Here is a 26,887-nt window from a genome sequence, read left to right on the forward strand (position 1 = left end):
CTCATACCCAAGTTGTCACTTGAATTCTGTTCAAATGAGCAGAGTGTTGTCTTTTAAATCTTTGTGCAACAAAGCCGCTTTGATGCTAAAAACGGATTTTCTGTGTTGACTTCCTGTCAATTTTTAAGCTGTAAATTTTAATTAGGTTTGTTTTATTTGACTTGTTCAATATAAACGTAAGTTATATTGCTTGTTGATCATTACGAAATATTTTAAGACGCCTACTTTGCACAGCATATAAGTGTCATAAAAAAGCCGGTCTTTTCGACCGGCTTTTTTGAGTTTTCTCAGATCAGGCAGCTTGAGCTTTTGCCATCAATGCTTCAATCTCTTCTACCGTTTTGACCACTTTCGCGGTTAAAACCAGTGGACCATTTTCGGTAGCAACAACATCATCTTCAATCCGGATGCCAATACCGCGCCATTTCGGGTCTACGGTTTCATCATCGGGCGCGATGTAAAGCCCCGGCTCAACTGTTACGACCATGCCTTCTTCATATGCACGCCATTCACCATCAACCTTATAAGCACCGACATCATGTACATCCATCCCGAGCCAGTGTCCGGTCCCATGCATGTAGAACTGGCGGAAAGCTTCTTTTTCTATAATGTCGTCGATATTCCCCTGCATCAAGCCAAGATCGAGCAAACCCTGTACCAAAATGCGTACTGCAATATTATGTGGTTCTTTATACGAGTTACCAATTTGCACAGCATTAATTGCAGCAATTTGAGCATCCAGCACTACATTATATAAAGCTTTCTGTTCCGGGCTAAATTTACCATTCACTGGAAAGGTACGGGTAATGTCTGAAGCATAGAACTGATATTCAGCCGCAGCATCAATCAGGACTAAATCGCCATCTTTGAGTTCTTTGTCATTTTCTACATAATGCAGGATGCAGGCATTCTCACCGCCACCGACAATACTGTTGTAGGCCGGAACACCACCATTTTTGCCAAAAACATAATTCAGCTCGGCTTCCAGTGCATATTCCATCATGCCCGGCTGTACTGCCAGCATTGCTTGAGTATGCGCATCAGCAGAAATATCGGAGGCAATCTGCATCAGTTCAATTTCATTTGCATCTTTATGCAGACGCATTTCATCGACAATACGATCCAGCTGAATGACTTGCGCTGGCGCAGAAGTTCCACGACGGCTTTCACCACTTGCAGTTGCAATCCATTTCGCTACACGCGCATCAAATTCTGCATGCTGCCCGATGCGATAGAATAACCGATCCTTATTTTGCAGTTTTTCCAGAATTTCTTCATCGAGCAGATCAATCGCATAGGCTTCATCTGCCTCATAATCTTGAATGGCTCCATCAATACCTGCACGATAGCCGTTCCAGATTTCCATTTCCCGGTTACGTTCCCGGCAGAACAAACTGTAGCTATAGCCTTCTTCTTCAGTGTCAAAGGTTTCAATCACAGCAACAGCTTCAGGTTCTGCAAACCCGGTTAAATAGAAGAAACTACTGTCTGCGCGGTATTTATAATCTGCATCACGGTTACGTATGGCTACCGGACTGGTCGCGATAATAGCAATACTACGTAAACCGATTTCCCCTGCGAGGATTGCGCGACGTTCCTCAAAAACTGCCTGTGTCAATTTCTTCATTCCACCTTACTTCTTATCGATTAGTACTTTTATTTAGAATATGATCTTGAAACCATACCATCAACTTTACTGTAAACAGCAAAGTATATGCCTGATTTCAAGTATGGCTTAGTTCACTTCAGCATTTCATCAACTTGGACGTTTAGGCGAGAAAATCTCGACAACGCTTTGCGGCTCTGTAGGAGCGGCATCGTTAGGCTGATTTTTTTGACCAAATTGCTGCAGGAGTGGCGTTTCTTCAACTCCTACTTTTTTACGCCCTAAAGACAAACTGACCGGAATCAGGCGCACAAATTCATACAATTCCTGATAGCTTTCTTCACCTTCGGCATCATCGTCCGAATCTTCAAATTCTACCGCGGCTACATCCTGCAAATGTTCAATCAGTTCAACTTCATCCTGGCGGATATGCCCGGACGCCAGTCCAAAACCTAAGACCACACCTGCACACCAGTCCGCCAGTGCCTGCACACGTTCTGAAAGCGTATGTTCATCATCGGGCAGCAAAGGTAAATAATCTAGTTCATCTTCAGACAAGGCATGGAAGATGTCTTCAGCTTCGCCTGTCAAAAGCTCTAATGCTTCGGCATCCAGTTCAGATACGTCCAATGTTTCTAAAATCTGTAACCACTCTTCACTGCTTGGGGCCTGAGTGACACAAACAATGCCCGTCAGCAAACCATGCAGTTCGCTAGGGCTGGAAATCTCCTCAATTGAAGAAAAATTGCGGTGCCATTCGGTCCAACCTGAAATATCGTCTTGCATTCGTTTATCCAATCTTTATACTGCTTATATATTACCTTTGTTTGCAACACTGTGCGACCTCGATATGTTAGAAGAATTACAGCGTCTACAAGTGCAGATCGGCGTGTTAAAAACGCGACTTGCACGGCTTGAAAGTGAAAATTCCAGCTTGCGCGAAGAGCAAGACTCTTCATCAATGCAACATCAACTGCAAATTGAACAAAAGAACAGCGTAATTGCGCAAAAACAACAAGAAAATGAAAACCTGACAGAACAATTGACGGACTCTCGGGCCCAGTTTCAACTGCTTAATAATGATGCAACTGCACTGGCAGACCGTTATGGCAGACTTGAAAAAAGCTGCACCGATCTGAAAAACCGTTTTCAGGAAATTCTGGCTGAACGTAATGATCTGCGGGTACTTAAAGAAAAGATGCTGATTGAACAGCGTCATTCTCAGCAGGAAATCCAGCGTTTGACTCAGGAAGCTGAACGTTTAACCCAAAAAAATGAAAATGCCAAAGCCAAGGTTGAAGCAATTATTCAACGTCTGGCCATTCTTGGCACTGCGCAGGATCATCACGCACAGGAAATTCAACAACTGGCCCATCCGACTGAAGTCATTGAGGAAGCTTCATCATGAGTGAACAAATTGCAATCGATCTCAGAGTATTGGGGCATAGTTTCCGTTTAGCCTCGCCTCCTGACAAGCAGGAAGAATTACAGCGTGCGGCACAGTTATTAAATGAAAAGTATGATGAATTTCGTCGTAAAGCTCCACGCATGGAACCTAGTAAACTGATTATTATGGTAGCACTTGAGTTGATGCAGGAAGTTCTGAGCATGAACCGGTCCCTGCAACAATACGGACATTGCGAACGTTTGTTACAAACCATTTTAGAAGAAGTTGAAGAACTTACTGAATAATCACATATTCCGCTTAAACTTCAGACATTCGAATGAACTGTTTACAGTTCATGAACAGCATGGAGTTGCCACACCGGCATTATTGTTTATAATTAACTTAACTCTGGGGTGTTCGCCAGCGGGTCTATTCCCCTGCCGATACTAACACTTATGGGTGTGGTCTGTATATTTAGAGTGTATGCCCATCTTCGTATGGGAAACCCAGCAAGTATACGTCACATCCTCCTTGAACTCATCGGGTTCAGGGTAACGACACATGCAGCGGCATCTCCGGAGTGCTTATTTTCTTAGTAAAAATATATTATTTATAATCCATATAAAATCCTTTCTAAATCTTCTCTCATCTCAGCATTTATTTCGATCACGCCCCCTTGTATTAACGCAGTCATCTTGTATGCATGAAATGCCTCAAAAGTCCTTTTCACTTTATTTTATTCAAAAACAATCTCTTAAACTATTTTATCCCGATATAAAATATATATGGCCCAGATTGCAGCAGGAATCCAGCCAAAAATCGAAATCTGAAGTAGCAAACATACTACGGATTCGACTGGCCGACGAAGAGTCATAAACAATGACCACGGAAAAATAAATGCGATAATTGATTTCACTTTTTAAAATCCTCTTTTTGCAATGTCTTGAGCTTTTAAGTCCAGTATTTACGAATGGCTAGAACTGCTACTTATATTCAGATATTTTTAATGTGATTAGCAGAATCTCTGTACATGCGAAATCACGTTTAAAAATATCTTGAAAGCCTAATTCAGCCAGCTTAAAAGAAGCTTAAAAAGTTATCTTACATCCACTCAGCTCTTGTATCTTTTCAGCCAGAGTGTTGACGTTTTAATAAAAAAAGTTTTCGCTTAATTTTTGCTATGCAACAGGCTTATATCCAAATAAGGCACTTAGCCTATTTATATTTATAGATTTATTTTTTTGGTCTTGTACTCAAGGGTGATACCCGCCAGATCACGTCTCCGACATCATCTGCCACTAAAATGGCTCCTGAGGAATCCACTGCTACACCAACAGGACGTCCATATGCTTTCCCTTGATCGCTGAGAAATCCGGTCAAAACATCCTGAGGCTGTCCGATTGGTTGGCCATTTTGAAAGGGAACAAAAATCACTTTATAGCCACTATGTGGTTTGCGGTTCCATGAGCCATGCTGACCAATCAGCGCCCCATCACGATATTGAGGCATCAGATCTGCCCTATAGAAAGCCAAGCCCAATGAGGCAGTATGATTGCCTAATGCATAATCCGGTGGAATTGCTCGCGCAACTAAAGCAGGGTTTTGCGGTTTGACCCATGTATCAACATGCTGACCATAATAACTATAAGGCCAGCCATAAAAAGCGCCCTCTTTGACAGAGGTCAAATAATCAGGAACCAGATCATTGCCGAGCTCATCGCGTTCATTTACCACCGTCCAGAGTGCACCACTCTGAGGTTGCCAGTCCATGCCATTCGGATTACGTAGTCCGGTTGCATAAGGTCGTGCTTGGGCACTATCCAAATCAAACTCCAGAATGAGTGCCCGGCCCTGCTCTTGCTCTTGCTCTTGCTCTAAGCCATTTTCAGCCACATTACTGTTGGAACCCACTGTGATATAAAGTTTATTGCCTGCAGGATTGGCAATGACATTTTTGGTCCAGTGATGGTTTAAACGGCCTGCCGGTAAATCCAGCACCTTGGTGCCGGCTGCTGTGATTTGAGTCATCCCGTTCTGATAAGGAAAGCGCATCAAGGCATCAGTATTGGCTACATACAATGTATTGCCAATCAGCGCCATACCAAATGGAGAATTGAGATTTTGCAAGAATACGGTTTTTTGTTCAGCCACCCCATCTCCATTGCTGTCCCGAAGTAGCGTGATGCGGTTGGCACTAGGATGCGATGAGCCGGCGCGCTGCATTACCCACTTCATGATTTTCCCTTTGATCCCTTTACTATCATCGGGCTTGGATGGTGCATCCGTTTCAGCCACCAGCACATCACCATTTGGCAATACATACAGCCAGCGCGGATGTCGCAGTCCTTTGGCAAATGCCTGAACTTTTAAACCTGTCGCGGGTATAGGCATTTCATCCACAGGCCAGCCTTTGGCAGGCGCAATATTGACCGTAGGCAGCAAGCTTGACTGTGGTTTAGGTAAGTCTGGATCAGAACCATAACTGTCAGTGATGGGCGATTTGGAAGGCATCATACATCCTGTCATAGTCAGGAAAGATGCACAGGCGGTACCAGCAACTAAAAGTCGTATGTGCTGAATAAGCATTTTGATCTCTTTGTTATTATTATCCTCGACTTAACTTTAAGAAACTACAAGTGATGCCACTAGCTGATTCTTGTTTTTTCTGGTTATGAATTGGTTATCAATTTTTGAGTCAGGTCTGATGTTTTTCTTGCTGTAAACATAAATTTATTCTGACTAATTTATCCAAGACAACACGACAACATTTCCAGAGTAATTTTTTTTACCTCATTACGGCTGAGTCGAATATGAGCCTCTAATATAGAAAGACAGGCGACTGCATCTTGGGCAAGCAGCGCCTTTAAAATCTGTTGATGTTCAGCATAGGTGGCCTCAATCCGATAATCTTTGGAAAAATCCAGCCGGCGTATGATCCGAATTTTTTCGCTGATCTCACTATGTATTTTTGCCATTTCTGCATTGCCGGCTGCAAATACCAAATGACAATGAAATGCTTCATCTTCTACAGATAACCGCCTGAGATCATAGATATATTGTTCTGGTTGAATACACCAGGTTTGAATCAAAACAGCCAGAGCAACCTGCAACTGGTCTTTGGGCATCTGACAAAGTTGTTCGACTGCATAACCTTCCAATAAAATTCGCAGATCATACAGTTCTTCATAAACTTTAAAGTCTAGTGACCGGACCTTCCAGCCACTTCTAAACTGCACCTCGACATAGCCTTCCTGCTGCAGACGATATAAGGCTTGCCGAATGGGTGTACGGCTTACGGCATAGCTTTCAGCAATTTCTGATTCGGTAAACCGTTCTCCCGGCATGAGTTTAAAGTCAAAAATGTCATTTTTAATTTTCTGGAAAACCAGCTCAGACAGATTGTCTGAGCTTTTTCCGGTCGCTTTAGTGGCTGGATTAGGGACAAGGGTCATAGGCTCAATCCATTACTCCATATAAACCAGCGGTTCACCGCTATGCACGGTCTGACCTGAACGGCAGATAATCGCTTTAACGATACCATCATCATCAGCATAGACCGGCAGTTCCATTTTCATGGCTTCAATGATGGCCACCGTGTCGCCTTTTTTCACAATCTGCCCCGCTTCTACAAAAATCTTCCAGATATTGCCGGTCATAGAGGCGTTGAGAGGGACATACTGGCTGTAATCGGTGTCATCCTGCAGCACTTCTATTTCTACAGGTGCATCAAACTCGTCTTTCCAGCGTTCTACCTCGGCACTAAAAGCGGCCTGTTGCTGTGATTTAAAAGCAGCAATACTGTCCTGTTCTGCAGCAAGGAAATCCTGATACGCTGCAAAGTCAAACTCGCATTCTTCAATTTTGATTTCTGCCAGACCATGGGCGAAATCAGCACGGAACTGATCCAGTTCAGCCTCAGTAACCTCATAATATTTAATCTGGTCAAAAAAGCGTAAGAACCATTGCTGATCGCCAAACTGCTTGTTCTTTTTAAACTTGTTCCAGATCGGCACGGTACGGCCAATCAACTGATAGCCACCCGGTGAGTCCATGCCATAAATACACATATACATGCCACCAATCCCGACTGTACCTTCAGCGGTAAAAGTACGGGCCGGATTATATTTGGAACTCAGTAAACGGTGGCGCGGATCAATAGGCACTGCACAAGGTGCAGTCAGATATACATCACCTAGCCCTAAAATCAGATAGTTGGCATCAAAAATAATGTCCTTGACCTGTTGGCGGTGACTTAAACCATTAATCCGCTGAATAAAATCGACATTATTCGGAAGCCAGGGGGCTGTGGCACAGACGCTTTCCTGATAACGCTCAACAGCACCCAGAGTCGCCGAGTCCTCAAAGGCCATGGGTAAATGGATAATTCTTGAAGGGATTTTAATGTCACGCAAATCGCCCATCTGTTCTTCAAGACCAAGCAGGAAGTGAATCAGTTGCTGCTGGCTCAAACGCAGACCATCATATTTAATCTGCAAGGATCGCACACCAGGTGATAATTCCAAGATACCCTCAAGATCAGCTTCACGGATCAGTTGCATCAAGCGGTGTACGCGCAGGCGTAGGGCCAAATCCAGTACGTTATCACCGTATTCCAGCAAGATATAACTGTCACCTGCCTGACGATATACAGCTTTTGGTGCATCTGGTGTAGCTTCACGCAATGCCAGAATACTTTCTGCTTGAACTGCCACGACTTCAGCTTCGTGGGTCATCTCTGCCTTGGCAAAGTTTTGGAGGGTTTGAATTTGCTGCCGCTCCAGCGCATTGGCCTGTTCTACCGAAATTGGATAGAAGCTAATCGTGTCATCGGCTTTCAGTTGACCAATTTTCCAGAGTTCAGCTTTGGCAATGGTCACCGGACAGACAAAGCCACCCAGGCTCGGACCATCTTTGGCAAGGATTACAGGGAAGTCACCGGTAAAGTTGATTGCACCAATGGCATATTCACAGTCATGCACATTGGATGGATGCAGCCCCGCTTCACCACCATTTTCACGCGCCCAGCTTGGCGTCGGTCCGGTTAAACGGATACCCAACCGGTTCGAGTTAAAATGCACTTTCCAGCTTGATGCAAAAAACTCCTCAATATATTCAGCTTTAAAGAAATCAGGTGCTCCATGCGGACCATAGAGCACACCAATTTTCCATTCCTTGCCATAACCTGGAATCAGAGCTGTTGCCAAAGCTTCAGGTTCTGCAATCGCCAAAGGTAGACCATCGGCCGGCAGCTCAGGATTCACCATCTTAATCATGTCACCAGCCCGTAATACTCGGCCTGCATGTCCACCAAAATTACCTAAAGCAAAGGTAGAACGGCTACCCAGATATTCCGGTACATTCAGACCATTTCGCACAGCCAGATAAGTCCGGCATCCGGATTCAACCTGTCCAATTTTTAAGGTTTGTCCTACTTTTATCTGAATAGGCTGCCAGAAATTTACTGCTTCATCATCCAGACTTACCGGACAAGGGGCGCCAGTTAAAGCAATGACATTGTCTGCATGAAACTTGAGGGTTGGACCTTGCAGGGTAAATTCGAACCCGGCGGCGGCCTCGGCATTCCCGACAATTTTATTGGCCAGCCGGAAGGCATAATCATCCATTGGGCCTGAAGGCGGTACACCAATATCCCAATACCCGACACGACCCGGATAATCCTGAATCGAACTTTGTGTACCCGGCTGAATCACCTCAATCACATTCGGCACATATTTGAAATCATCCAGCATGCGTGTCCAGATCTGCATCTGTTTAAAACGTGGATCTGAAATAACAGTATGCACATAATCCAGATTGGTACTAATACCATTCAGGCGAGTTTCAGCTAAAACTGATTTAAGCGTACGAATGGCAGTATCACGATCTTCAGCATGCACAATAATCTTGGCAACCATCGGATCAAAATATTGGGAAATTTCAGTTCCGGTACTCACCCAGGTATCAACCCGGACATTTTCCGGAAAAAAAACATCGGTCAAAATCCCTGGACTCGGCTGGAAATTCTTGACTGGATCTTCGGCATATATGCGTACTTCAATCGCTGCACCCCGAGGCTGAATACTGCTTAGATGCTTCCAATCCAAAGTATCGCCTGCTGCGATTTTCAACATGCATTCGATCAGGTCTAAACCGGTCACCATTTCAGTGACAGGATGTTCCACCTGCAAACGGGTATTCACTTCAAGGAAATAAAACTCGTCACGTGCTGCATCGTAAATAAACTCAACCGTACCGGCACTGCGATATTTCACCGATTTGCCCAGTTCAACTGCCGCCTGATGCAGTTTTTGACGGGTTGCATCAGGTAAATGAGCCGCTGGTGTTTCTTCTACGACCTTCTGATTACGGCGCTGTAATGAACAGTCACGCTCACCCAAAGCCACTACCTGTCCCTGTCCATCTCCAAAAATCTGAACTTCGACATGACGGGCTTTATCCACAAAGCGTTCCAGAAACACCCCGGCATCTTTAAAGAACTGCTCACCCAGACGTTTTACACTTTCATAAGCCTCTCGAAGTGCTTCTGCATCATCACAACGGGTCAAGCCAATTCCGCCACCGCCTGCTGTGCTTTTCAGCATAATTGGATAACCAATTTTTTCAGCTTCTGCCAAAGCTTCGTCCAGACTATTTAGCAGACCTGTACCGGGAGTCATGGGTACATTGGCAGCTGCAGCAAGTTCACGGGCACGATGTTTTAAACCAAACTCTAAAATCTGCGCAGCTGTGGGTCCCATGAAAGCAATGCCATTTTCTTCGCAGGCACGGGCAAAATCAGCACTTTCTGACAGAAAACCATAACCCGGGAAAATTGCTTCGGCCCCGGTATTTTTGGCTGCAGCAATCAGCTTTTCGATACTCAAATAGGTATCGCTAGGTTTAGTTCCTTGCAGAGATACGGCAACATCTGCATCAAGTACATGCTGCGCATAACGATCTGTTTCTGAATAAACGGCGACACTGGTTACACCCATTTTTTTTAATGTGCGAATGGCGCGAACAGAAATTTCGCCGCGGTTTGCAATCAGTACAGTCTTAAACATATGAATCCCCAGTTATTTTATCTATTTTTTGAATCTGTTGAATGGCTCTGTTTCATTTTTTTATTGATTCAGCTCATGGACATAGACCCGCTACCTACCAAGTTCACTGATCTGTAATGCAGGTGCAGATGCACGCTATCCGCATATACAGCTTTCCTGAATGCATCAATTTTTTCTTTCAGATATGTGCCAGTCGCAACCAAAATACAGGCAGACCCAGTGCGCTCGAATTGCGCATTGGGTTGAGCGGGATTTTTCGGTGAGAACTGTTTTTGCTGATCGGCCGCACGCCATTTCAGGACTGTCCAGTCGATCATTTTGTGAGGAAGCATTCTGTATCCAATCTTGTATCCAAGTTTGAATACAAATATGCAGAACTTATGCCAGTTTTATTTTTATATTAATTTCAATATTTTAATATTATTTAAGATGTCCCAATGAGAGAGAAATTTGATTAGATGACTGTTTTTGGTTCAGTCTGTTTTCAATTCGGTGCAAAAATTATTCTGGAACTCATATTGCATGATCTGCATCCCTTCAACTTGTACAACACTGATATAAAAGCCTATCTATTAATGAACCTTTAAGGGAACCATTCAGCTTATATCTTGGGCTAGTAATAAAATTGGAGGTACTCCATGCCGGAATGAAAAGGGTTTAACCCAAGATGCATATAGGCACACAGGAGATGATCGAAAGGAAATATAAAAGGAGAGGTTTCAAATATTGAAGTAAATAAGGCTGCCCAGTAATATTCACTGAAATTACGGATAACCTCTGTCACTCAACCACGAAAAGCGGCTTCAATCACGGCAACATCAATTTTCTTCATGCCCATCATGGCCTCAAATGCACGTTTGGCTGCAGCACGGTCAGAACTGTTACAGGCATTGATCAGGACAGCTGGCGTAATCTGCCAGGAAATGCCCCACTTGTCCTTGCACCAGCCACACTCACTTTCCTGACCGCCATTGCCCACGATGGCATTCCAGTAGCGATCTGTTTCCTCCTGGTCTTCAGTCGCCACCTGAAATGAAAATGTTTCATTATGCTGAAAACCAGGACCACCGTTCAACCCGATGCAGGCAACGCCCATTACTGTAAATTCGACCGTAATGACATCACCTTCTTTCCCAGAGGGATAATCTCCAGGAGCAAGGTTGATCGCGTCAATCGAGGAATCTGGAAAGGTGTCCGCATAAAATCGCGCAGCAGTTTCAGCATCGTTATCGTACCAGAGGCAGATAGTGTTCTTCACAATATTCATCATGTTCTCCATTGAGTTAGGTCTTACGTGCCTACCTAAGTCCAATGTCCAATGTGTATCATTTCTCAGCCGAGAATCGTCATATGATTCCGTATCTATACTATTTCACCAAAAACGGGACAAATCCATTCTGAAGCTGTATGTTTATTGATCTAAAGCTTTTCAACATTTTTCTAATTATTCACTGCTGCAGCTTGCTATCACACTGTTAATTACATAAAAAGCGATGAAAATCAAAGAGCGTAAACTACTCACCTCATGACCTTTTAAAAACAGGTCATAAAATTTCTTTAATTAGACTTTAAACCTGGCACGATTTATATCGGGAGATAAAATGCAATAGGACATTACAATTCAGAATTATTTTTTACTTTTCCAGAATTCCCACTTAGACTAGAGCACAATTTTGTTGCACATGCTTTTGCGCCTATGACCATTCAGGAATTAAGAAGATACCTTCGTAAAACGCGTCGTCATCTCTCTAAATTTGAGCAAAGGCAGGCCGCACAAAAAGTCTTGAACCGTCTGATCCATAGCCCACAATTTATTCAAGCCCGACGTATTGGGCTGTATCTGCATGCTTTTGGGGAAATTCAGACCCAGGCGATTATTGAACGCTGCTTTCAGCTGGGCAAGCAGGTTTATCTCCCTGCAATTTGCGACATGAATCAGCATCTGGCCTGGATCCGGATTAGCCCGCATCAATACCATAACAGGCGCTTTGCCCACCATCGGCTGGGTATGCGAGAGCCAATGAGTACGCGTGGTGTCCATGTTTCCAAACTGGATCTGTTGCTCATGCCATTATTGGCCTGTGATACTTCAGGCACCCGGATTGGTATGGGCGGCGGTTTTTATGATCGCACCCTGGCTTCTGCACCCAAGCACCCTTTTCGTTTGGGACTTGCGTATGACTTTCAACTGGTTAGCCAACCTTTAAAACGGGAAAAATGGGATCAGCCCCTAGATGCTTTAATCACTCCGACAGTTTCTATCAAGTTCAAACGGTAATTTTTCAATTTTGCTCTTGATAACTACTTCAAAATCACATAATTAGTCATTTTTCATACAATTTAATCTCAACTGCCCTTGTATTTTTAAAATTACCCATCACTATTAAAAGCATGGCAACACCGTTGTCACTCATTAGGAGTGCCCATGTCTGAAATTATCATGAATCCAGAAACCTTAGAGCCGCAGGTTCCAAGTGTACTACCCCTTTTGGCGCTGCGTGATGTGGTGGTTTATCCGCACATGCAAATTGCGCTGTTTGTCGGTCGTGAAAAATCGATCAATGCAGTTGATGTGGCTCGTAACAGTGACAATCTAGTATTTGTGGTTGCACAAAAAGATTCGCTTACAGAAGAAATTGATCACGACAATTTATATCAATACGGTACTGTCGCGAAGATTGTGCAAGTTGTGAATCACGAAAATGATGAAAACTGTATTAAAGTCCTGATTGAAGGACTGCATCGTGCCAAGCTGAAAACGATCATTGACGAAAACGAGTATCTGACAGCAGAGCATGAACTCAGCCCAATGACAGTTACGATGGATAAAGACACGCAAGCTGTGCGCTTGCAAGAATTACGTGCGCTTTTCGCTCAATATGCAGAAGCGAAGTTACGTAATGCCCGTGAACTGATCACTGCAGCCAACAAAATTGAAGACTTATTACAGTTATTGTTCTTCGTTGCAACCCGTGTTCCATTGAATATTGAAGTGAAACAAAAGTTCCTGGAACAGGACGAGTTCGAAGCGCATTTAACTGAATTAATGACTTATCTATTACAACAGTCTGAAGAACAGCAGATCGAGCAAACCTTGCATGACTCTGTTAAACGTCAGATGGAAAAGAACCAGCGCGAATACTTCCTGAATGAAAAAATGAAAGTCATTCAGCGCGAGCTTTCTGATATGAACGGCGGTGCAGAAGATGATGTCGCCGAAATTGAAAAACGTCTTGCTGAAGCAGATTTGCCTGAGCATGTACGCAAGAAAGCAGAAAACGAGTTCCGCAAGCTGAAAGCAATGCAGCCTGCTTCAAGTGAAGCTGCTGTGGTACGCAACTATCTTGAAGTCATTCTGGATACACCATGGAATAAGGCCAGCAAAGTCAGCATTAACCTGAACAAGGCGCAGGAAATTCTGGATGCAGACCATTATGGTCTGGACGATGTCAAAGATCGTATTGTGGAATATCTTGCTGTCCAGTCACGTGTGAAAAAATTGCGCGGCCCGATTCTATGTCTGGTTGGTCCTCCAGGTGTCGGTAAAACCTCACTGGGCGAATCCATTGCCAAGGCGACCGGTCGTGAGTTTGTCCGTATGGCACTGGGTGGTGTACGTGATGAAGCCGAGATTCGTGGTCACCGTCGTACCTATATCGGGGCGATGCCAGGTAAAATCGTGCAGTCTTTAATTAAAGTAGGTGTGAAGAACCCTTTGTTCCTGCTTGATGAAATCGACAAGATGGCACAGGACTACCGTGGTGATCCTGCTTCTGCGATGCTTGAAGTACTAGATCCATCGCAAAACAGCAAGTTCAGTGATCATTATCTTGATCTTGATCTTGACCTGTCAGAAGTGATGTTTATCTGTACTGCGAACAGCATGAACATTCCTGAGGCGCTGCTGGACCGTATGGAAGTGATTCGTCTTCCGGGTTATACCGAAGAAGAAAAAGTGAATATTGCTGAGCGCTATCTGGTTCCTAAAGCAATCAAGAACAATGGCTTACGTTCTAAAGAGCTTACAGTTCACGAAGAAGCCATTCGTGATATCGTGCGCCATTACACCCGTGAAGCCGGGGTTCGTAATCTTGAACGTGAAGTGTCAAAAATTGCACGTAAAGTGGTAAAAGAAGCAGTCAGCAAGAAAGCTAAAAATCTTGAGGTAGATGTAACAGCAGTTAATCTTCCAGAATACCTGGGTCCACACAAATTTGACTATGGTATGGCGGAAGAAGAAGCACAAATCGGTCGTGTGAACGGTCTGGCTTGGACTTCTGTCGGTGGTGAGTTACTGACTATTGAGGTTGCTGCAGTTCCGGGTAAAGGTAAGTTTATTACTACCGGTTCTCTTGGCGATGTCATGAAAGAATCGATTACCACTGCCATGACTGTTGTGCGTACCCGTGCAGATGAACTCGGCATCGAAGCCTCTCGCTTTGAAGAAACTGATGTGCATGTGCATTTACCTGAAGGTGCGACACCAAAAGATGGTCCATCGGCAGGTTTGGCACTCACCACTGCACTGGTATCTGCCTTCACCGGTATTCCGATTCGTCCGGATATCGCGATGACAGGTGAAACCAGTCTGGGCGGTCGTGCACTACGTATCGGTGGCTTGAAAGAGAAACTTCTGGCAGCCCATCGTGGTGGCATCAAGCTGGTATTCATTCCACAGGAAAACGTACGTGACCTGGCGGAAATCCCAGAAAATGTCAAAGAAGGTTTAGAGATCAAAGCAGTAAAATCAATTGATGAGATTTTACCGCTGGCATTGACCTCCTTGCCAAAAGCATTGGTTAAACCGCCAATTGTGAAAACCAAAGAAGAAGCGAAAGCAGCACGTCATTAAGACCTGCTGATTCCTAAAAACCCTGCTCCGGCAGGGTTTTTTTATTGGGTAAAAAGCCACTTAACTCAATTATGGCTGTAGCGCCATAGCAACCAGCCCATCAATCACATACGTCATCTTGTTCAAGTCCAGCTTGTCTAAGGTGTCCAGTTCGGTGTTGTAATAAGGATTGCGATAATTCGCAGTATCGGTGATCAGCATAGTTGAATAATTGAATTTGGTATAATTCAGATAGCCCGAGAAACTCATATCCTGAGCAAAACTTGGACTGACAAAACGCTGACAATCCAACCTGTTAAGCCGTTGCATAGCATCACAATAATCGCCGGTCAGGCCGGTTGAGGCCAAATGTCCAATTGATGCAATAAAGTTGCCATGTCGTGGATAAATCCATTTTAATCCGACTGGATAACTCTGTACCTGATGTTCATCAAAATAGCCAATCGAATCCAGAATCACCACGCCTTTAATTTTCTGTTTTTGCACTTTTAATGATTTGGCATGTATATAACTGCCCATGTGTTCTGTCTTAAAAAAGGGTGGCTCTTCCAAGGTATAGAAAGCAAATTCAATATCATGCTTGAGTCTGGATTTTTGCAAAGCAAGTAGTCTTGCCGTTTCCAGCAGACCCGCTACACCTGATGCATTATTGTCAGCCCCATATCGGGCACTGAAAACATCATAATGTGCTCCCATTACCATCTTGGTTTTGGCTTGAGTATTGATTTGACAGACGACATTCCGGTAACTCAAGTTATTGACCACATAAACCTGATACTGACATGGGACACCCAGACGCTGCATCTGCCCTTTGATCCAGGCAGACACCCGATTCAGCTCCTTAATATTTTTATAATTCCGGTATTCATCGACATTCATAATCTGGCTAAAAAACAATTCCAGATGAGGGACTTGAGCACTTTTACTTGAGCTGGCCATACACAGGCTTGACTCTATGAGACCAAGCAGTAACAGGAGCACAGTACACCATCCTTTTATCATGACACTGTTCCGCATTTATTATTATTCCATTCCTTTATCAAGCGGATACTTGAACTACGGACATTAAAGCAACACTAAATCCCCCCTTTCAATTTCAATTTGTTTCCTGGTTCAAATTCATGTTGTTTGATCGTTATAATGAGGTATCCAATTATTGATCTGCCTGTATGAAAATCCGTATTCTGACCATTGGTCAAAAAATGCCAGCTTGGGTGCTGACTGGTTTTGAAGATTATTTCAAACGTATTCAGCCTTTTGTACAGACCCAGATTATTGAACTGCCAATGGCCAAGCGCGGAAAAAACGATTCTGAAGCAGATATTCTGAAATACCGCAATATTGAGGGTGATAGCATTTTAAATGCACTGAAGCAGAATGAAACCCTGATTGCGCTAGAAGTGGGTGGACGTGAATTTAGTACTGAAAAACTGGCGGAAACCATGAAAAGCTGGATGCTGGAAGGCAATGATGTGGCACTTGCGATCGGCGGGCCGGATGGTCACTCGGAAGCCGTGCGTAAAGCTGCGGCATGGCACTGGTCCTTGTCGAAGTTAACCCTGCCGCATCCTCTGGTACGTGTCATGCTGATTGAGCAGCTCTATCGTGCCATGAGCATCAATCATAACCATCCCTATCATCGAGCGGGATAATTTAATAATGCGTTCTGTATATGCAACGTTTTGTTGAATTATTACCCCTGCCTTTATCCCTGTTTTTATTGCATGATTAAAACATTCAACTAATGTGGTTTGACTTATGAACTTACAGACCTTGCCGGGCTTATTTATTTCTCATGGCTCGCCCATGCTGGCACTCAATCCCGAGCAGGTAGGCCCAGCATTGCATCGCTTAAGCCTGAATCTGCCACGTCCAACTGCGATTATTGTCATGTCGGCACACTGGGAAAGCGAAGTGCTAGAGGTGAATACCGGCATCCGTCCTGAAACCTGGCATGACTTCCGCGGTTTTCCACCTGAGTTGTATGAATTACGCTACCCGGCTCCTGGAAATCCCGAACTGGCTGAGCAAGTGCTAGGCTTATTGGCCAATGCCGGTTTTTCTGCACATGCCAATAGTACCCGCCCGCGAGATCATGGTGTCTGGATGCCTCTATTGCATATGTATCCAGAAGCAGATATTCCAGTCGTTGAAATTTCTTTGCCAATCACGATGAGTGCTGAAGATATTTACAGAATTGGTCAAACCCTGGCATCTTTACGTGATCAGCAGGTATTTCTGATTGGATCAGGCAGTATTACTCATAATTTGCGGGAACTGTCTTGGCAGGGAAATACCGATGAGGTTCCGGAATGGGCCTCAACTTTCCGTAATTATGTAGTGAATAAACTGGTTCATAGTGATTTTGATGCCGTACTGGACTGGCAAACATTACCCCATATCAAACGTAATCATCCAACCCTGGAGCACTTTGCACCCTTATTCTTTGCTATGGGTACGGGAAACCGCTTCAGTGTCGTGCATAGCAGCTTTACCATGGGTGCATTAGGAATGGATATTTACCGCTTCGACTAGCCGATAATACCAAGCTTCTAAATTTAGCCCCTGATTTGGATACATTTTGTTAGCAAAAGCTACGATTTGTATCCATATTTTTTACTAATCTCCTGATTATAATCACGTTGAAATTTAGCACATAGAATTACACTGATGAAATCAAGAATTTTTGCACTTGCTCTGCTCCCTTTAGCTTTAATTGCGTGTCAATCCTCTCATCTTCCTGCGACTTCAGGAGATACGGCTATTTCCACTCCATCGACTACATTAAAAACACCAGCGCAAATCCTGTCTGCTTATACTTGGGAACTGGATCATGGACTAAAACAACCCATCGTACTCCATTTTGATGCTCAAGGCCGGCTGAGCGCCGTCACGGGCTGTAATGGACTCGCAACGACCTGGTCAGTCAAAAACAATATCATCACGACCAGCGAAGTCGTAGGCACCGAAATGGCCTGTGATGCAGCACTGATGGAGCAGGAAGGGTTTGTCAGCCAGCTTTTGCAAAAGCGTGATATTCCTTACAGCTTAGATCTCAATGATTCTAATCAGCCAAAATTAAGCATTACTGCAGCCGATGGGAAAAAATATATTTTTACTGGAAAAATGACCCCAGAAACCAAATACCAAGGGCAGGCAGAAACTATTTTCCTGGAAATTTCGCCACAAACCAAAACCTGTACCGGAGTAGCTCCACAAACCTGTTTACAGGTGAAAGAAATTAAATATGATGATAAAGGTTTAAAGACTCAGGTCGATAAAGACTGGACTTTATTCTATGACCAGATTGAAGGCTTTCAGCACTCACCAGATGAGCGCCAGATTATCCGGGTAAAGCGTTATGAAATTAAGAATCCGGCTGCAGACCAGTCTAAATACGCCTATGTATTTGATATGGCAGTAGAGCGTGAAGTGGTAAAAGCCACACTCTAAAGCAAAAAAGGAAAATAAAAAAACCGAGGTAAATACCTCGGTTTTTTTCAGCTTAGACTAAGTCAGACTTAGAATACGCCTTGAGCAAGCATTGCATCAGCAACTTTTACGAAGCCCGCAATGTTTGCACCGTCAACATAGTTCACAGTACCGTCTTCCTTAGTACCGAATTTTACGCAGTTGCGGTGAATTTCTTTCATGATTGCGTGTAAACGCTCGTCAACTTCTTCGAAAGTCCAGCCCAAACGTAATGCATTTTGAGACATTTCCAGACCAGAAGTTGCCACACCACCTGCATTTGATGCTTTACCTGGCGCATAAAGAATTTTCGCTTCAACGAATTTCTCAACCGCTTCAAGCGTAGAAGGCATGTTTGCACCTTCAGCAACACAGATTACGCCATTGGCAAGAAGCGCAGCAGCATCGTCTGCATCCAGTTCGTTTTGCGTTGCACATGGCAGTGCGATATCACACTTAATACCCCAAGGACGTTGGCCTTCAAGATATTCGAAACCATGTTTAGAGGCAAACTCTGAAATACGACCACGTTTTACATTCTTAAGTTCCATAACTTCAGCAAGAAGCGCCTCAGTGAAACCGTCTTTAACGTAAACTGTACCCGCAGAATCCGAAAGTGAGACTACTTTCGCACCAAGGTACATTGCTTTTTCAGCAGCATATTGCGCAACGTTACCAGAACCTGAAATCGCAACAACTTTATCCTTGAAGCTTTCACCACGAGACTTGAGCATTTCCTCAGCGAAATATACAGTACCGTAACCCGTTGCTTCCGGACGTGCCAATGAACCACCGAAAGTTAAGCCTTTACCAGTGAATACACATGCAGTGTCATTGCTGAGTTTTTTCATCATGCCGGCCATGTAGCCCACTTCACGACCGCCTACACCAATATCACCTGCAGGGATATCTGTGTTCGCACCAAGGTGACGATACAGCTCGATCATTAAAGCTTGGCAGAAACGCATGATTTCGCCTTCTGATTTGCCTTTAGGGTCAAAATCAGAACCGCCTTTACCACCACCCATAGGAAGTGTGGTTAAAGCATTTTTAAATGTTTGCTCAAAGCCTAAGAATTTTAGGATTGAAAGATTCACTGAAGGGTGGAAACGCATACCACCTTTGAATGGACCGATCGCTGAGTTGTACTGTACGCGGAACGCACGGTTTACCTGAGTTTGACCTTGGTCATCTACCCAAGAAACTCGGAACTGGATCGCACGTTCTGGCTCAACTAGACGCTCTAGCAAACCATGTGCTGCGTATTGTGGATTCTTTTCAATGAACGGCCACAAACTGGTCATCACTTCTTCTACAGCTTGAAGAAATTCTGGTTGATGTGCATCACGTGATTTTACGTAATCTAGGAACTCATTAAGTGTGTTGTATTTCAACGCTTAATCCTCAGCAGAAAATGGATCAAAATTGGTCAAATTTACAATCAATGTTAAATTTTGGCGCAAAATATTAAATATCTTTTGTAACCAATCTACAATACTTTTTTTGAAAATACTTTAAAATTAATTTGATAACAAATATTTATATTGATTATGAATATTTTTTCTAGGTTATTAAATACCAATTGAATCAATACCTAATTGTCATTTTATGCCTAAAAATAAGGCATAAAATGACCTTAATTCGTGCACCACTCAGCATCCAAAAAACATGTTAAAATTGATAAATCGACATATTTTGTTTCACTTACTCTCTCATGCTTGCCATGAGTAATGCTGGTTATACATGAATTCGCCTATTTCTCTGGTCCAATCGATTGATGCTTTACTCCCTCAAACCCAATGTGGACTCTGCGGTCACCGTGACGGATGTTTACCTTATGCCCAGTCGATTGCTGAGGGTGAAGATGCCAACAAATGTGTACCTGGCGGGCAGCCTGTTGCCGATGCTCTGGCCGTATTATTAAATCGCTCTAAACTACCGGCTGAAGAAAGCGTCTGGCCAGTTCAAGCCGATGGTCGTCCCCAGCGCATGAAAGCGGTTATTCGTGAAGATGAATGTATTGGCTGTACCAAATGTATTAGTGCCTGCCCGGTCGATGCAATTATTGGCTCAGGTAAACTGATGCATACCGTGCTCACTGACTTGTGTACCGGCTGTGAACTCTGCATTCCGCCTTGCCCGGTAGACTGTATTGATCTGGTTGAAGATCAACAACCCTTACCGACTGAAGCACAGCGCATTGCAGAACAGGATGATCTGCGTCAGCGTTACTATGCGCACATCCAGCGTGAAGAAAAACGCCGCAGTGACCGTAAAGGACCGGTAGTCCGTGCAGAAATCGATACTGCCCTGTTTGCGCGTTTCTCAGCTTTAAATGAGCAACTCCCCGTGATTGAAGTCGCGAGCAAGCCAGAGAATGCCCCCGTATCACTTGATTCCAAGACCACGATTGAACTGGCAAAACTACGTACACAAATTAAAAAACTGGAAAAACAACTCTCAGTTCGTGAAGATGTCCGAAAGCGTACCCAGCTCGAAGAACTGACACAGCAATTACAGGCTTTACAGGGATAACATGACAATTGCCAAGGCTAAGCCTGTTAAAAACATGACCAAAAAGCAGATTCAGACCTTTTTTGAACGCCTGCGTGAACAGCGTCCCAATCCGAAAACCGAACTAAATTATTCCAGTCCTTTTGAGTTGCTGGTCGCAGTCACGCTCTCTGCTCAAGCTACCGATGTCAGCGTCAACAAAGCCACAGACAAACTCTTTCCAGTCGCCAATACACCGGAAGCAATTTATGCACTAGGTGTGGACGGCTTGAAGGAATATATCAAGACTATTGGTTTATATAACTCCAAAGCAGTCAATGTGATTAAAGCCTGTGAGATGCTGATTCAGAAGCACAACAGCATCGTACCGGACAATCGTGCAGACCTAGAAGCCCTGCCGGGTGTAGGCCGTAAAACGGCGAATGTGGTACTGAATACGGCCTTTGGTCAGCCGACCATGGCGGTCGATACACATATTTTCCGGGTCGGTAACCGTACTGGACTGGCAGTTGGTAAAAATGTGCTTGAGGTCGAGCATCGTTTAGTGAAGGTCATTCCAAAAGAATTTATTATTGATTCACATCACTGGCTGATTTTACACGGCCGTTATTGCTGTGTTGCACGTAAACCGAAATGCCATGAATGTGTAGTTGCAGATGTATGTAACTGGCCGGACCGGTTTGAGTTTGGTGCAGATCGTGCAATTCCGGTGAAAAATATTGAAGCTGAAACTTAAGTTCAGCTTTTTTCGCTTATAGCACCTCAAAGTATTTATTTATTATTTTGCTCAGCCTGCTCTTGTTCGCGCTTCTGTTGAAGTTCTGCCTGTAATTTGGGGTGCAACTGACGTGCCGGTACTTTTCCGGCATTTTCTGCCCGTTCTTCCTGGCGTACTTTGTTCAGTATTTTAAAACTGATATAGAACAGACCCACCACTACTGCCAGAAATATAACCATTAATACCAATATGCCAAATTTCATAGCAGCAAGCACCCTGTTTAAATACACAACAAAAAAGAGCCCTAATATGGCTTAGGGCTCTTCGATTGTCAAAATAATCGGTTAAGGACTATTTTGATTGATCTAAAATCGCGAAAAGATCTTTTTGAACTTCGTCGATTGGACGCAAGCCATTTAGCTTGTCATAAGTCGGTGCATTTTCACCAGATGCTGCACGGCCTTGGTAGAAACCCACCAACTGTTCAGTTTCAGTGTGGTAAGAACCTAGACGCTTACGAATTGTTTCTTCCTGGTCATCAGGACGCTGAACCAGATCTTCACCTGTTTCATCATCTTTACCTTCCACTTTTGGCGGATTGTAAACGGTGTGATAAACACGACCAGACGCCGGATGCTGACGACGGCCTGACAGACGTTGAACGATTTCTTCATCTGGCACATCAATTTCAATCACGTGATCAATTGCAATGCCTTCTTTTTCCAAGGCTTCTGCTTGAGGAATGGTACGCGGGAAACCATCAAAGATGCAGCCGTTTACACAGTCAGGTTGCGCAATACGCTCCTTGACCAGACCAATGATCAACTCATCAGAAACCAAACCGCCATTGTCCATGACACTTTTAGCTTGTAGACCTAATTCAGTTCCTTCACGAATTGCAGCACGGAGCATATCACCGGTTGAAATTTGTGGGATATTGTAGCGCTTACAGATCAACTGAGCTTGTGTACCTTTACCTGCTCCAGGTGGTCCGAGTAAGATAATGCGCATATATAAACATCCTCATTTAAACAATATGTATGACGCCACGACCACAATCACCCGATTGTGTCCCCCGGCATCTCATTATAAGAAAGCCACAAACAAATGGATTAAACCCGCGACAAAACCGGTTACCCCACCCAATAAAATCAGAATCCATTCATCTTCCTGAAATGCAGGACGTAAAAGATTCTGAAACTCCTTCGGAGTCAACTCACGTATGCGGTCTCTAAACATTTGATAGATTTTCTGTGCACGGCTCGCATTAAATGCTGGGTCGCATACAGGTACCATCGTAATTTCAATCGAGCGATCGATCAAGTCCGTCTTGAGTTTTGCATACTCTTTTGGTCCTAAAGACAGCTGTAAAGAGGTTCTGACCAGGGGTGTTTCCATAATTTCATTAATATGACGTTTGATAATGCGGCGGGTTTTATCTTTTCTGCCGCCATACATCATCTCGGTCATGATCGATTTTAACGTAATCAGATCTTCTGTGACTACACTTGCGAAGACGTCAGAGACTTCATCCTGACGTTTCATAAATGCGCCTTGTATGTTATAGGTGCCGATACGAGGAATCACCGGTTTGATCCATGGAAACTTGCGATCCGCGGTACGGCTAAAGAATTGCGGATATTTTACCGGATGTGGTTCTAGTGGGTTGAAGACCATCCAGATGGCGATCCAGTTGGTCAAAAAGCCCCAGATGGCAGCCCAGAACGGTACGGTCCAGTGCCAAGGCACCACAAACCAGACAATCATCTGGAAAATACCAAAGAACATCCCGATGAGCGCACTGATATGCCAAATAAAATTGATCTCTTTTTGACCCACTTTCAGGAACATGCGTACCATAAGTCGACGGTCACCTTCCATCTGACTGACCACCATTTCACGCATATCTACAAGTGACTCGACGTTCATGGTCAGCTCAGTCACTAATTCACGCAAAATTGCCGGCATTTGTTTCTGTGCTTGTGCGTAAATTCTGCGCTTGATGGCAAAAGGCAGGTTTTCCCAAAGGACCGCATTGCGATCCATCATGACTTCATCAATCAGGTGTTCCAGTTCAAAGCCAACCTGCTCCCCAATGATCCGTGCCATGTCATCGGGATCCATCGCCTGTAAGAACTCACGGATGGAACCTAGTTTTGAGAGTGTATTATCGGTAATAATGCCTGAAATACGCCCAGCTTTGCGTGGCACAATTCCCTGCCAGCCAATAGGAATGGGCCCTAAATGAAAACCCCAAAAATTGATCGGATAAAAGACCATTTTCAGTGCCATCCAGACGTGAGCCCACGTTACAAATGCAGTCACCGGAATAATGCTGAGCACTGCCCAAAAATCTGGGCGATTTACAAAGGTTTGCCACAACTCGTTGACGTACTCAAGCATGCATAATTTCCATATTTAATTTTTTGTTCACAGAATACACATATTAATAAGGTCGAATATTTTGTCTATAAACCGATACTTAAAGTATAGGAAAATTGTAGCCGGGGTTCTGTTTCAGCCACAACAAAACCAGTTCGGTCTTCGAGTTTCTCCCCCACACCGATCCCTACACTAAAACTGCTGATCCGTTCAGAACTAAGCAAAACATAAGCCAAGTCAATACCGGCACCTAAGCGGGTCTTGTACTCATTGTCAATCCGCCTGCTATCGATATGTCCTGCATAAACCCCGACATAATAACCATTATGGTCTTTACCAGTGAGATAGGCCGGATAACGAAAGCCTGCCTGTGCTCCTATCTTATGGTCATCATTCAGAAAAACTCCACCTTTCACATAAGCAATCCCGTAAGGATTAACCCATTCAGTATTTAAGTGTATCAATTCCTGGGTAATACCAACGCCAACATTAAAGGCTTTTGCCGGCTCAGGTTCTATTTTAGCAGCAGTAGTATTGATTTGATCATGTGCATATGCCCCATTCGCCCAAAATGCAAACGCTAAAAAAGGGTAAACCTTGTTCATTCCTTCACCATCTTCCTTAATTATAGTTTTGGTATAGTCCTATTTTTATTGGATTTTACTCTAGCAGAATTATCACAACTCTTGTATACAGCACTTTACAATTTTAATGTCTGCAAAGTCAAAGCTTATAGAACTGATGACAAGGTCAGTTTTTCATTATCAAATCAAGTGTACTTGCGTTAGAATATTACACTTTGATTCTTTTCAATCACTCTCAGGTCTTAAGTCGATCGCGTATGAAGCAGCACTTTCCTTTAAAAAATGCACAACAAGAAAAGCGCATCTATCGCAGTCGAGTCTTGATTTCCATGGGGATTGTGATTTTCTTTATGCTGCTGCTGGTCAGCCGCTATGCCTATTTGCAACTGTTCAACTTTGAGAGCTTTAGTACGGCTTCGGACGAGAACCGGATTCGCTTGCAGCCCCTACCCCCAGCACGCGGTTATATTTATGACCGTAACGGCGTATTGTTGGCCGACAACTATCCAGTCTTTACTGCCACTTTAAGTCGTGCCGATGTACAAGACATTGACCAGACACTCGAACGCCTGAAACCAATTCTGGAACTGACCGAAGAAGACCTGGAACGCTTTCAAACCCGTATTAAAACAGCACGTAAGACCGAACGGGTTTCGATCAAGCTCAATCTGAATGAAAATGATATTGCCCGTTTTAGTGAAGTGAAATATCAGTTTCCGGGCGTGAATATTGAAACCCAGATGACCCGCTACTACCCGCATGGTGATCTGTTCGCGCATGTGATTGGTTATGTAGGTCGAATTAATGACAAAGAACTTAAGGCTATTGATAAGGACCTGTACGCCGGAACCAACCTGATCGGAAAGATCGGGGTGGAAAAATCCTATGAAGAGCTTCTGCATGGTGTACCAGGAAATGAATCGGTAGAGGCCGATGCCTTTGGTAATGTACTACGTCATCTGGGCCGCAAGGATCCGGTGCGCGGTAACGACCTGTTCCTGTCACTCGATTACGGCTTACAGGTAGTAGCTTCAGAACAGCTGGCTGGGCGTCGTGGCGCAATTGTAGCGATGAATCCCAAGACCGGAGAAATTCTGGCGCTAGTATCCAGCCCAAGTTTTAATCCGAATCTGTTTGTAACCGGAATCAGTACCAAGGACTACAGCGGTCTACGTGATAACCTCGATCAGCCTCTCTATAATCGGGCTGTACAGGGTACCTATCCACCCGGCTCTACCATCAAGCCGATGTTTGGTCTGGGCGGACTACATTATGGCCTGGTGGACTGGAATACCGCTATTTCGGATCCAGGCTATTTCACCTTGCCTGGTGACAGTCACCGCTTCCGTGACCATAAAAAAACCGGGCATGGCTCAGTAAATATGCATAAAGCACAAATTGTGTCCTGTGATACCTATTTCTATGTCATGTCCTACCGCATGGGCATTGAAAAAATGAACACCTGGATGCGTCAGTTTGGCTTTGGCGAAAAAACCGGGGTCGATTTACCAAGTGAAAGTTCCGGACTTTATCCTAGCCCGGAATGGAAGATGCGTACCCGTAATGCCAAATGGTCACGTGGTGAAACCATTTCTGTCAGTATTGGCCAGGGTGCTTTTACCTCCACGCCGTTACAACTGGCTATGGCCACTGCGATTACCGCCAACCATGGTAATAAAGTTATTCCTCATGTGCTGCGTGAAAGTCGCGGTGCCAAACCGTTCAAGGTGCATAATGGTACGCATGGCAAGATCGATTTTAACGGTCAGGAAGAAGACTGGATCAAGATGCGTGAGGCGATGGTAGATGTCATTCAGTCGGGTACAGGTCGAGGTATCAAAAGCGGCCTGCAATACTCTATTGCAGGTAAAACCGGGACAGCACAGGTTAAAAGTATTGCTCAGGGCAAACGCTATAATGAATCCCTGTTGACCGACCGTCAGCTGGATCACGGTCTTTTTGTCGGTTTTGCTCCTGCTGAACAGCCCGAAATTGCGATCGCAGTCATTCTAGAAAATGGTCGTGGTGGTAGTGCGGCAACCGCCCTGGCCCGACCAATTTTCGATTACTGGTTACTGCATAAAGATAAAAATCCAATACGCCCACAGGGACACCAATTAAGTGGCGGCCTGATGACAGCCGGAATCAAGCCAGCTGAATTACCAAGTGGTGCAGGTATGCTAAGTCAGGATGCAGCCTCTAGTGCAACTCCAGCCAGTAGCGATTCCGCTCCTGCTGCTCCGGCTTCTACAAATACTGCTGCATCTCCCGCAGCGCCTCATGCTCCGACACCAGTAGAACGAGATTAA

General features: G+C 44.3%; 24 protein-coding genes and 1 other RNA gene. 11 read left to right on the plus strand and 14 right to left on the minus strand.

Features of this window, described 5'->3' with window-relative positions:
* Positions 1–292 precede the first annotated feature (292 nt).
* Both pepP and VXP95_RS13475 read right to left on the minus strand, forming a co-directional pair.
* Entirely contained in the window at positions 293–1,627 is a 1,335-nt protein-coding gene (pepP, locus tag VXP95_RS13470) for a Xaa-Pro aminopeptidase (RefSeq protein ID WP_416712210.1), read from the minus strand.
* A 129-nt stretch (positions 1,628–1,756) separates the two neighbouring features.
* The gene (locus VXP95_RS13475) at positions 1,757–2,392 is read right to left on the minus strand and encodes a UPF0149 family protein (protein WP_064095579.1); all 636 of its coding nucleotides are present in this window, start codon (positions 2,390–2,392) and stop codon (positions 1,757–1,759) included.
* Between the two features lie 64 nt (positions 2,393–2,456).
* Here VXP95_RS13475 and VXP95_RS13480 point away from each other — a divergent pair, with 64 nt between their 5' ends.
* The 3 genes from VXP95_RS13480 (at position 2,457) to ssrS (ending at position 3,579) form a co-directional block, all read left to right on the plus strand.
* Positions 2,457–3,014 (plus strand): hypothetical protein, encoded by a 558-nt coding sequence (locus tag VXP95_RS13480; RefSeq protein WP_064095580.1) that lies wholly within the window; start codon positions 2,457–2,459, stop codon positions 3,012–3,014.
* Complete coding sequence (locus VXP95_RS13485; RefSeq protein ID WP_064101456.1) at positions 3,011–3,298, plus strand: cell division protein ZapA; 288 nt, start codon at positions 3,011–3,013, stop codon at positions 3,296–3,298. Before VXP95_RS13480 ends, VXP95_RS13485 begins: the two co-directional genes overlap by 4 nt.
* Positions 3,299–3,395: 97 nt before the next feature.
* A non-coding RNA gene (gene ssrS, locus VXP95_RS13490) (6S RNA) lies at positions 3,396–3,579 on the plus strand.
* 168 nt (positions 3,580–3,747) lie between these two features.
* Here the strand turns inward: ssrS and VXP95_RS13495 are convergent.
* The 6 genes from VXP95_RS13495 to VXP95_RS13520 all read right to left on the minus strand — a co-directional run bounded on the left by VXP95_RS13495 (position 3,748) and on the right by VXP95_RS13520 (position 11,324).
* Complete coding sequence (locus VXP95_RS13495; protein ID WP_081406339.1) at positions 3,748–3,909, minus strand: YqaE/Pmp3 family membrane protein; 162 nt, start codon at positions 3,907–3,909, stop codon at positions 3,748–3,750.
* Between the two features lie 317 nt (positions 3,910–4,226).
* Positions 4,227–5,519, minus strand: a complete 1,293-nt coding sequence (locus VXP95_RS13500) for a PQQ-dependent sugar dehydrogenase (protein ID WP_416712223.1) — start codon at positions 5,517–5,519, stop codon at positions 4,227–4,229.
* 218 nt (positions 5,520–5,737) lie between these two features.
* Positions 5,738–6,445, minus strand: a complete 708-nt coding sequence (locus VXP95_RS13505) for a GntR family transcriptional regulator (RefSeq protein ID WP_416712211.1) — start codon at positions 6,443–6,445, stop codon at positions 5,738–5,740.
* A gap of 12 nt (positions 6,446–6,457) precedes the next feature.
* Positions 6,458–10,057: an urea carboxylase gene (uca, locus tag VXP95_RS13510; RefSeq protein ID WP_416712212.1), complete on the minus strand. Its 3,600-nt coding sequence runs from the start codon at positions 10,055–10,057 to the stop codon at positions 6,458–6,460.
* Between the two features lie 68 nt (positions 10,058–10,125).
* Positions 10,126–10,389 (minus strand): hypothetical protein, encoded by a 264-nt coding sequence (locus VXP95_RS13515; protein ID WP_416712213.1) that lies wholly within the window; start codon positions 10,387–10,389, stop codon positions 10,126–10,128.
* A gap of 452 nt (positions 10,390–10,841) precedes the next feature.
* Positions 10,842–11,324: a VOC family protein gene (locus VXP95_RS13520; protein ID WP_171254923.1), complete on the minus strand. Its 483-nt coding sequence runs from the start codon at positions 11,322–11,324 to the stop codon at positions 10,842–10,844.
* Positions 11,325–11,753: 429 nt separating this feature from the next.
* Here VXP95_RS13520 and VXP95_RS13525 point away from each other — a divergent pair, with 429 nt between their 5' ends.
* Entirely contained in the window at positions 11,754–12,335 is a 582-nt protein-coding gene (locus tag VXP95_RS13525) for a 5-formyltetrahydrofolate cyclo-ligase (protein WP_416712214.1), read from the plus strand.
* Between the two features lie 147 nt (positions 12,336–12,482).
* Positions 12,483–14,909 (plus strand): endopeptidase La, encoded by a 2,427-nt coding sequence (lon, locus tag VXP95_RS13530; protein WP_064095588.1) that lies wholly within the window; start codon positions 12,483–12,485, stop codon positions 14,907–14,909.
* Positions 14,910–14,978: 69 nt separating this feature from the next.
* On the opposite strand, the gene VXP95_RS13535 is transcribed toward lon, so the two are convergent.
* Positions 14,979–15,911 carry a M28 family peptidase gene (locus VXP95_RS13535; protein WP_416712215.1) on the minus strand — a complete coding sequence of 311 codons (933 nt, stop codon included), beginning with the start codon at positions 15,909–15,911 and terminating at the stop codon, positions 14,979–14,981.
* Positions 15,912–16,078: 167 nt separating this feature from the next.
* On the opposite strand from VXP95_RS13535, the gene rlmH reads away from it, so the two are divergent.
* The 3 genes from rlmH to VXP95_RS13550 all read left to right on the plus strand — a co-directional run bounded on the left by rlmH (position 16,079) and on the right by VXP95_RS13550 (position 18,362).
* On the plus strand, positions 16,079–16,561 hold the full coding sequence (rlmH, locus tag VXP95_RS13540; RefSeq protein ID WP_416705197.1) for a 23S rRNA (pseudouridine(1915)-N(3))-methyltransferase RlmH: 483 nt from the start codon (positions 16,079–16,081) through the stop codon (positions 16,559–16,561).
* Positions 16,562–16,667: 106 nt separating this feature from the next.
* Positions 16,668–17,444, plus strand: coding sequence for a dioxygenase (locus tag VXP95_RS13545; RefSeq protein ID WP_416712216.1), 777 nt, complete (start codon positions 16,668–16,670; stop codon positions 17,442–17,444).
* 135 nt (positions 17,445–17,579) lie between these two features.
* Complete coding sequence (locus VXP95_RS13550) at positions 17,580–18,362, plus strand: DUF4377 domain-containing protein (RefSeq protein WP_416679892.1); 783 nt, start codon at positions 17,580–17,582, stop codon at positions 18,360–18,362.
* Positions 18,363–18,430: 68 nt separating this feature from the next.
* Here the strand turns inward: VXP95_RS13550 and gdhA are convergent, their stop codons facing one another.
* The gene (gene gdhA, locus VXP95_RS13555) at positions 18,431–19,774 is read right to left on the minus strand and encodes an NADP-specific glutamate dehydrogenase (protein WP_064101466.1); all 1,344 of its coding nucleotides are present in this window, start codon (positions 19,772–19,774) and stop codon (positions 18,431–18,433) included.
* A gap of 349 nt (positions 19,775–20,123) precedes the next feature.
* Between gdhA and VXP95_RS13560 the strand changes: the two genes are divergently transcribed.
* Both VXP95_RS13560 and nth read left to right on the plus strand, forming a co-directional pair.
* Positions 20,124–20,915, plus strand: a complete 792-nt coding sequence (locus VXP95_RS13560) for an RnfABCDGE type electron transport complex subunit B (RefSeq protein WP_416712217.1) — start codon at positions 20,124–20,126, stop codon at positions 20,913–20,915.
* Between the two features lies 1 nt (position 20,916).
* Entirely contained in the window at positions 20,917–21,630 is a 714-nt protein-coding gene (gene nth / locus VXP95_RS13565) for an endonuclease III (RefSeq protein WP_416712218.1), read from the plus strand.
* A gap of 35 nt (positions 21,631–21,665) precedes the next feature.
* On the opposite strand, the gene VXP95_RS13570 is transcribed toward nth, so the two are convergent.
* The 4 genes from VXP95_RS13570 to VXP95_RS13585 all read right to left on the minus strand — a co-directional run bounded on the left by VXP95_RS13570 (position 21,666) and on the right by VXP95_RS13585 (position 24,599).
* The gene (locus VXP95_RS13570; RefSeq protein WP_416679889.1) at positions 21,666–21,875 is read right to left on the minus strand and encodes a hypothetical protein; all 210 of its coding nucleotides are present in this window, start codon (positions 21,873–21,875) and stop codon (positions 21,666–21,668) included.
* An 88-nt stretch (positions 21,876–21,963) separates the two neighbouring features.
* Positions 21,964–22,623: an adenylate kinase gene (adk, locus tag VXP95_RS13575; RefSeq protein ID WP_064095597.1), complete on the minus strand. Its 660-nt coding sequence runs from the start codon at positions 22,621–22,623 to the stop codon at positions 21,964–21,966.
* A 75-nt stretch (positions 22,624–22,698) separates the two neighbouring features.
* The gene (locus VXP95_RS13580) at positions 22,699–24,015 is read right to left on the minus strand and encodes a hypothetical protein (protein ID WP_416712219.1); all 1,317 of its coding nucleotides are present in this window, start codon (positions 24,013–24,015) and stop codon (positions 22,699–22,701) included.
* 65 nt (positions 24,016–24,080) lie between these two features.
* Entirely contained in the window at positions 24,081–24,599 is a 519-nt protein-coding gene (locus VXP95_RS13585) for a hypothetical protein (RefSeq protein WP_416705193.1), read from the minus strand.
* 236 nt (positions 24,600–24,835) lie between these two features.
* On the opposite strand from VXP95_RS13585, the gene mrdA reads away from it, so the two are divergent.
* The gene (gene mrdA / locus VXP95_RS13590) at positions 24,836–26,887 is read left to right on the plus strand and encodes a penicillin-binding protein 2 (RefSeq protein WP_416679887.1); all 2,052 of its coding nucleotides are present in this window, start codon (positions 24,836–24,838) and stop codon (positions 26,885–26,887) included.

It is taken from the genome of Acinetobacter sp. 226 (assembly GCF_048147925.1).
Lineage (GTDB): Bacteria > Pseudomonadota > Gammaproteobacteria > Pseudomonadales > Moraxellaceae > Acinetobacter > Acinetobacter pecorum.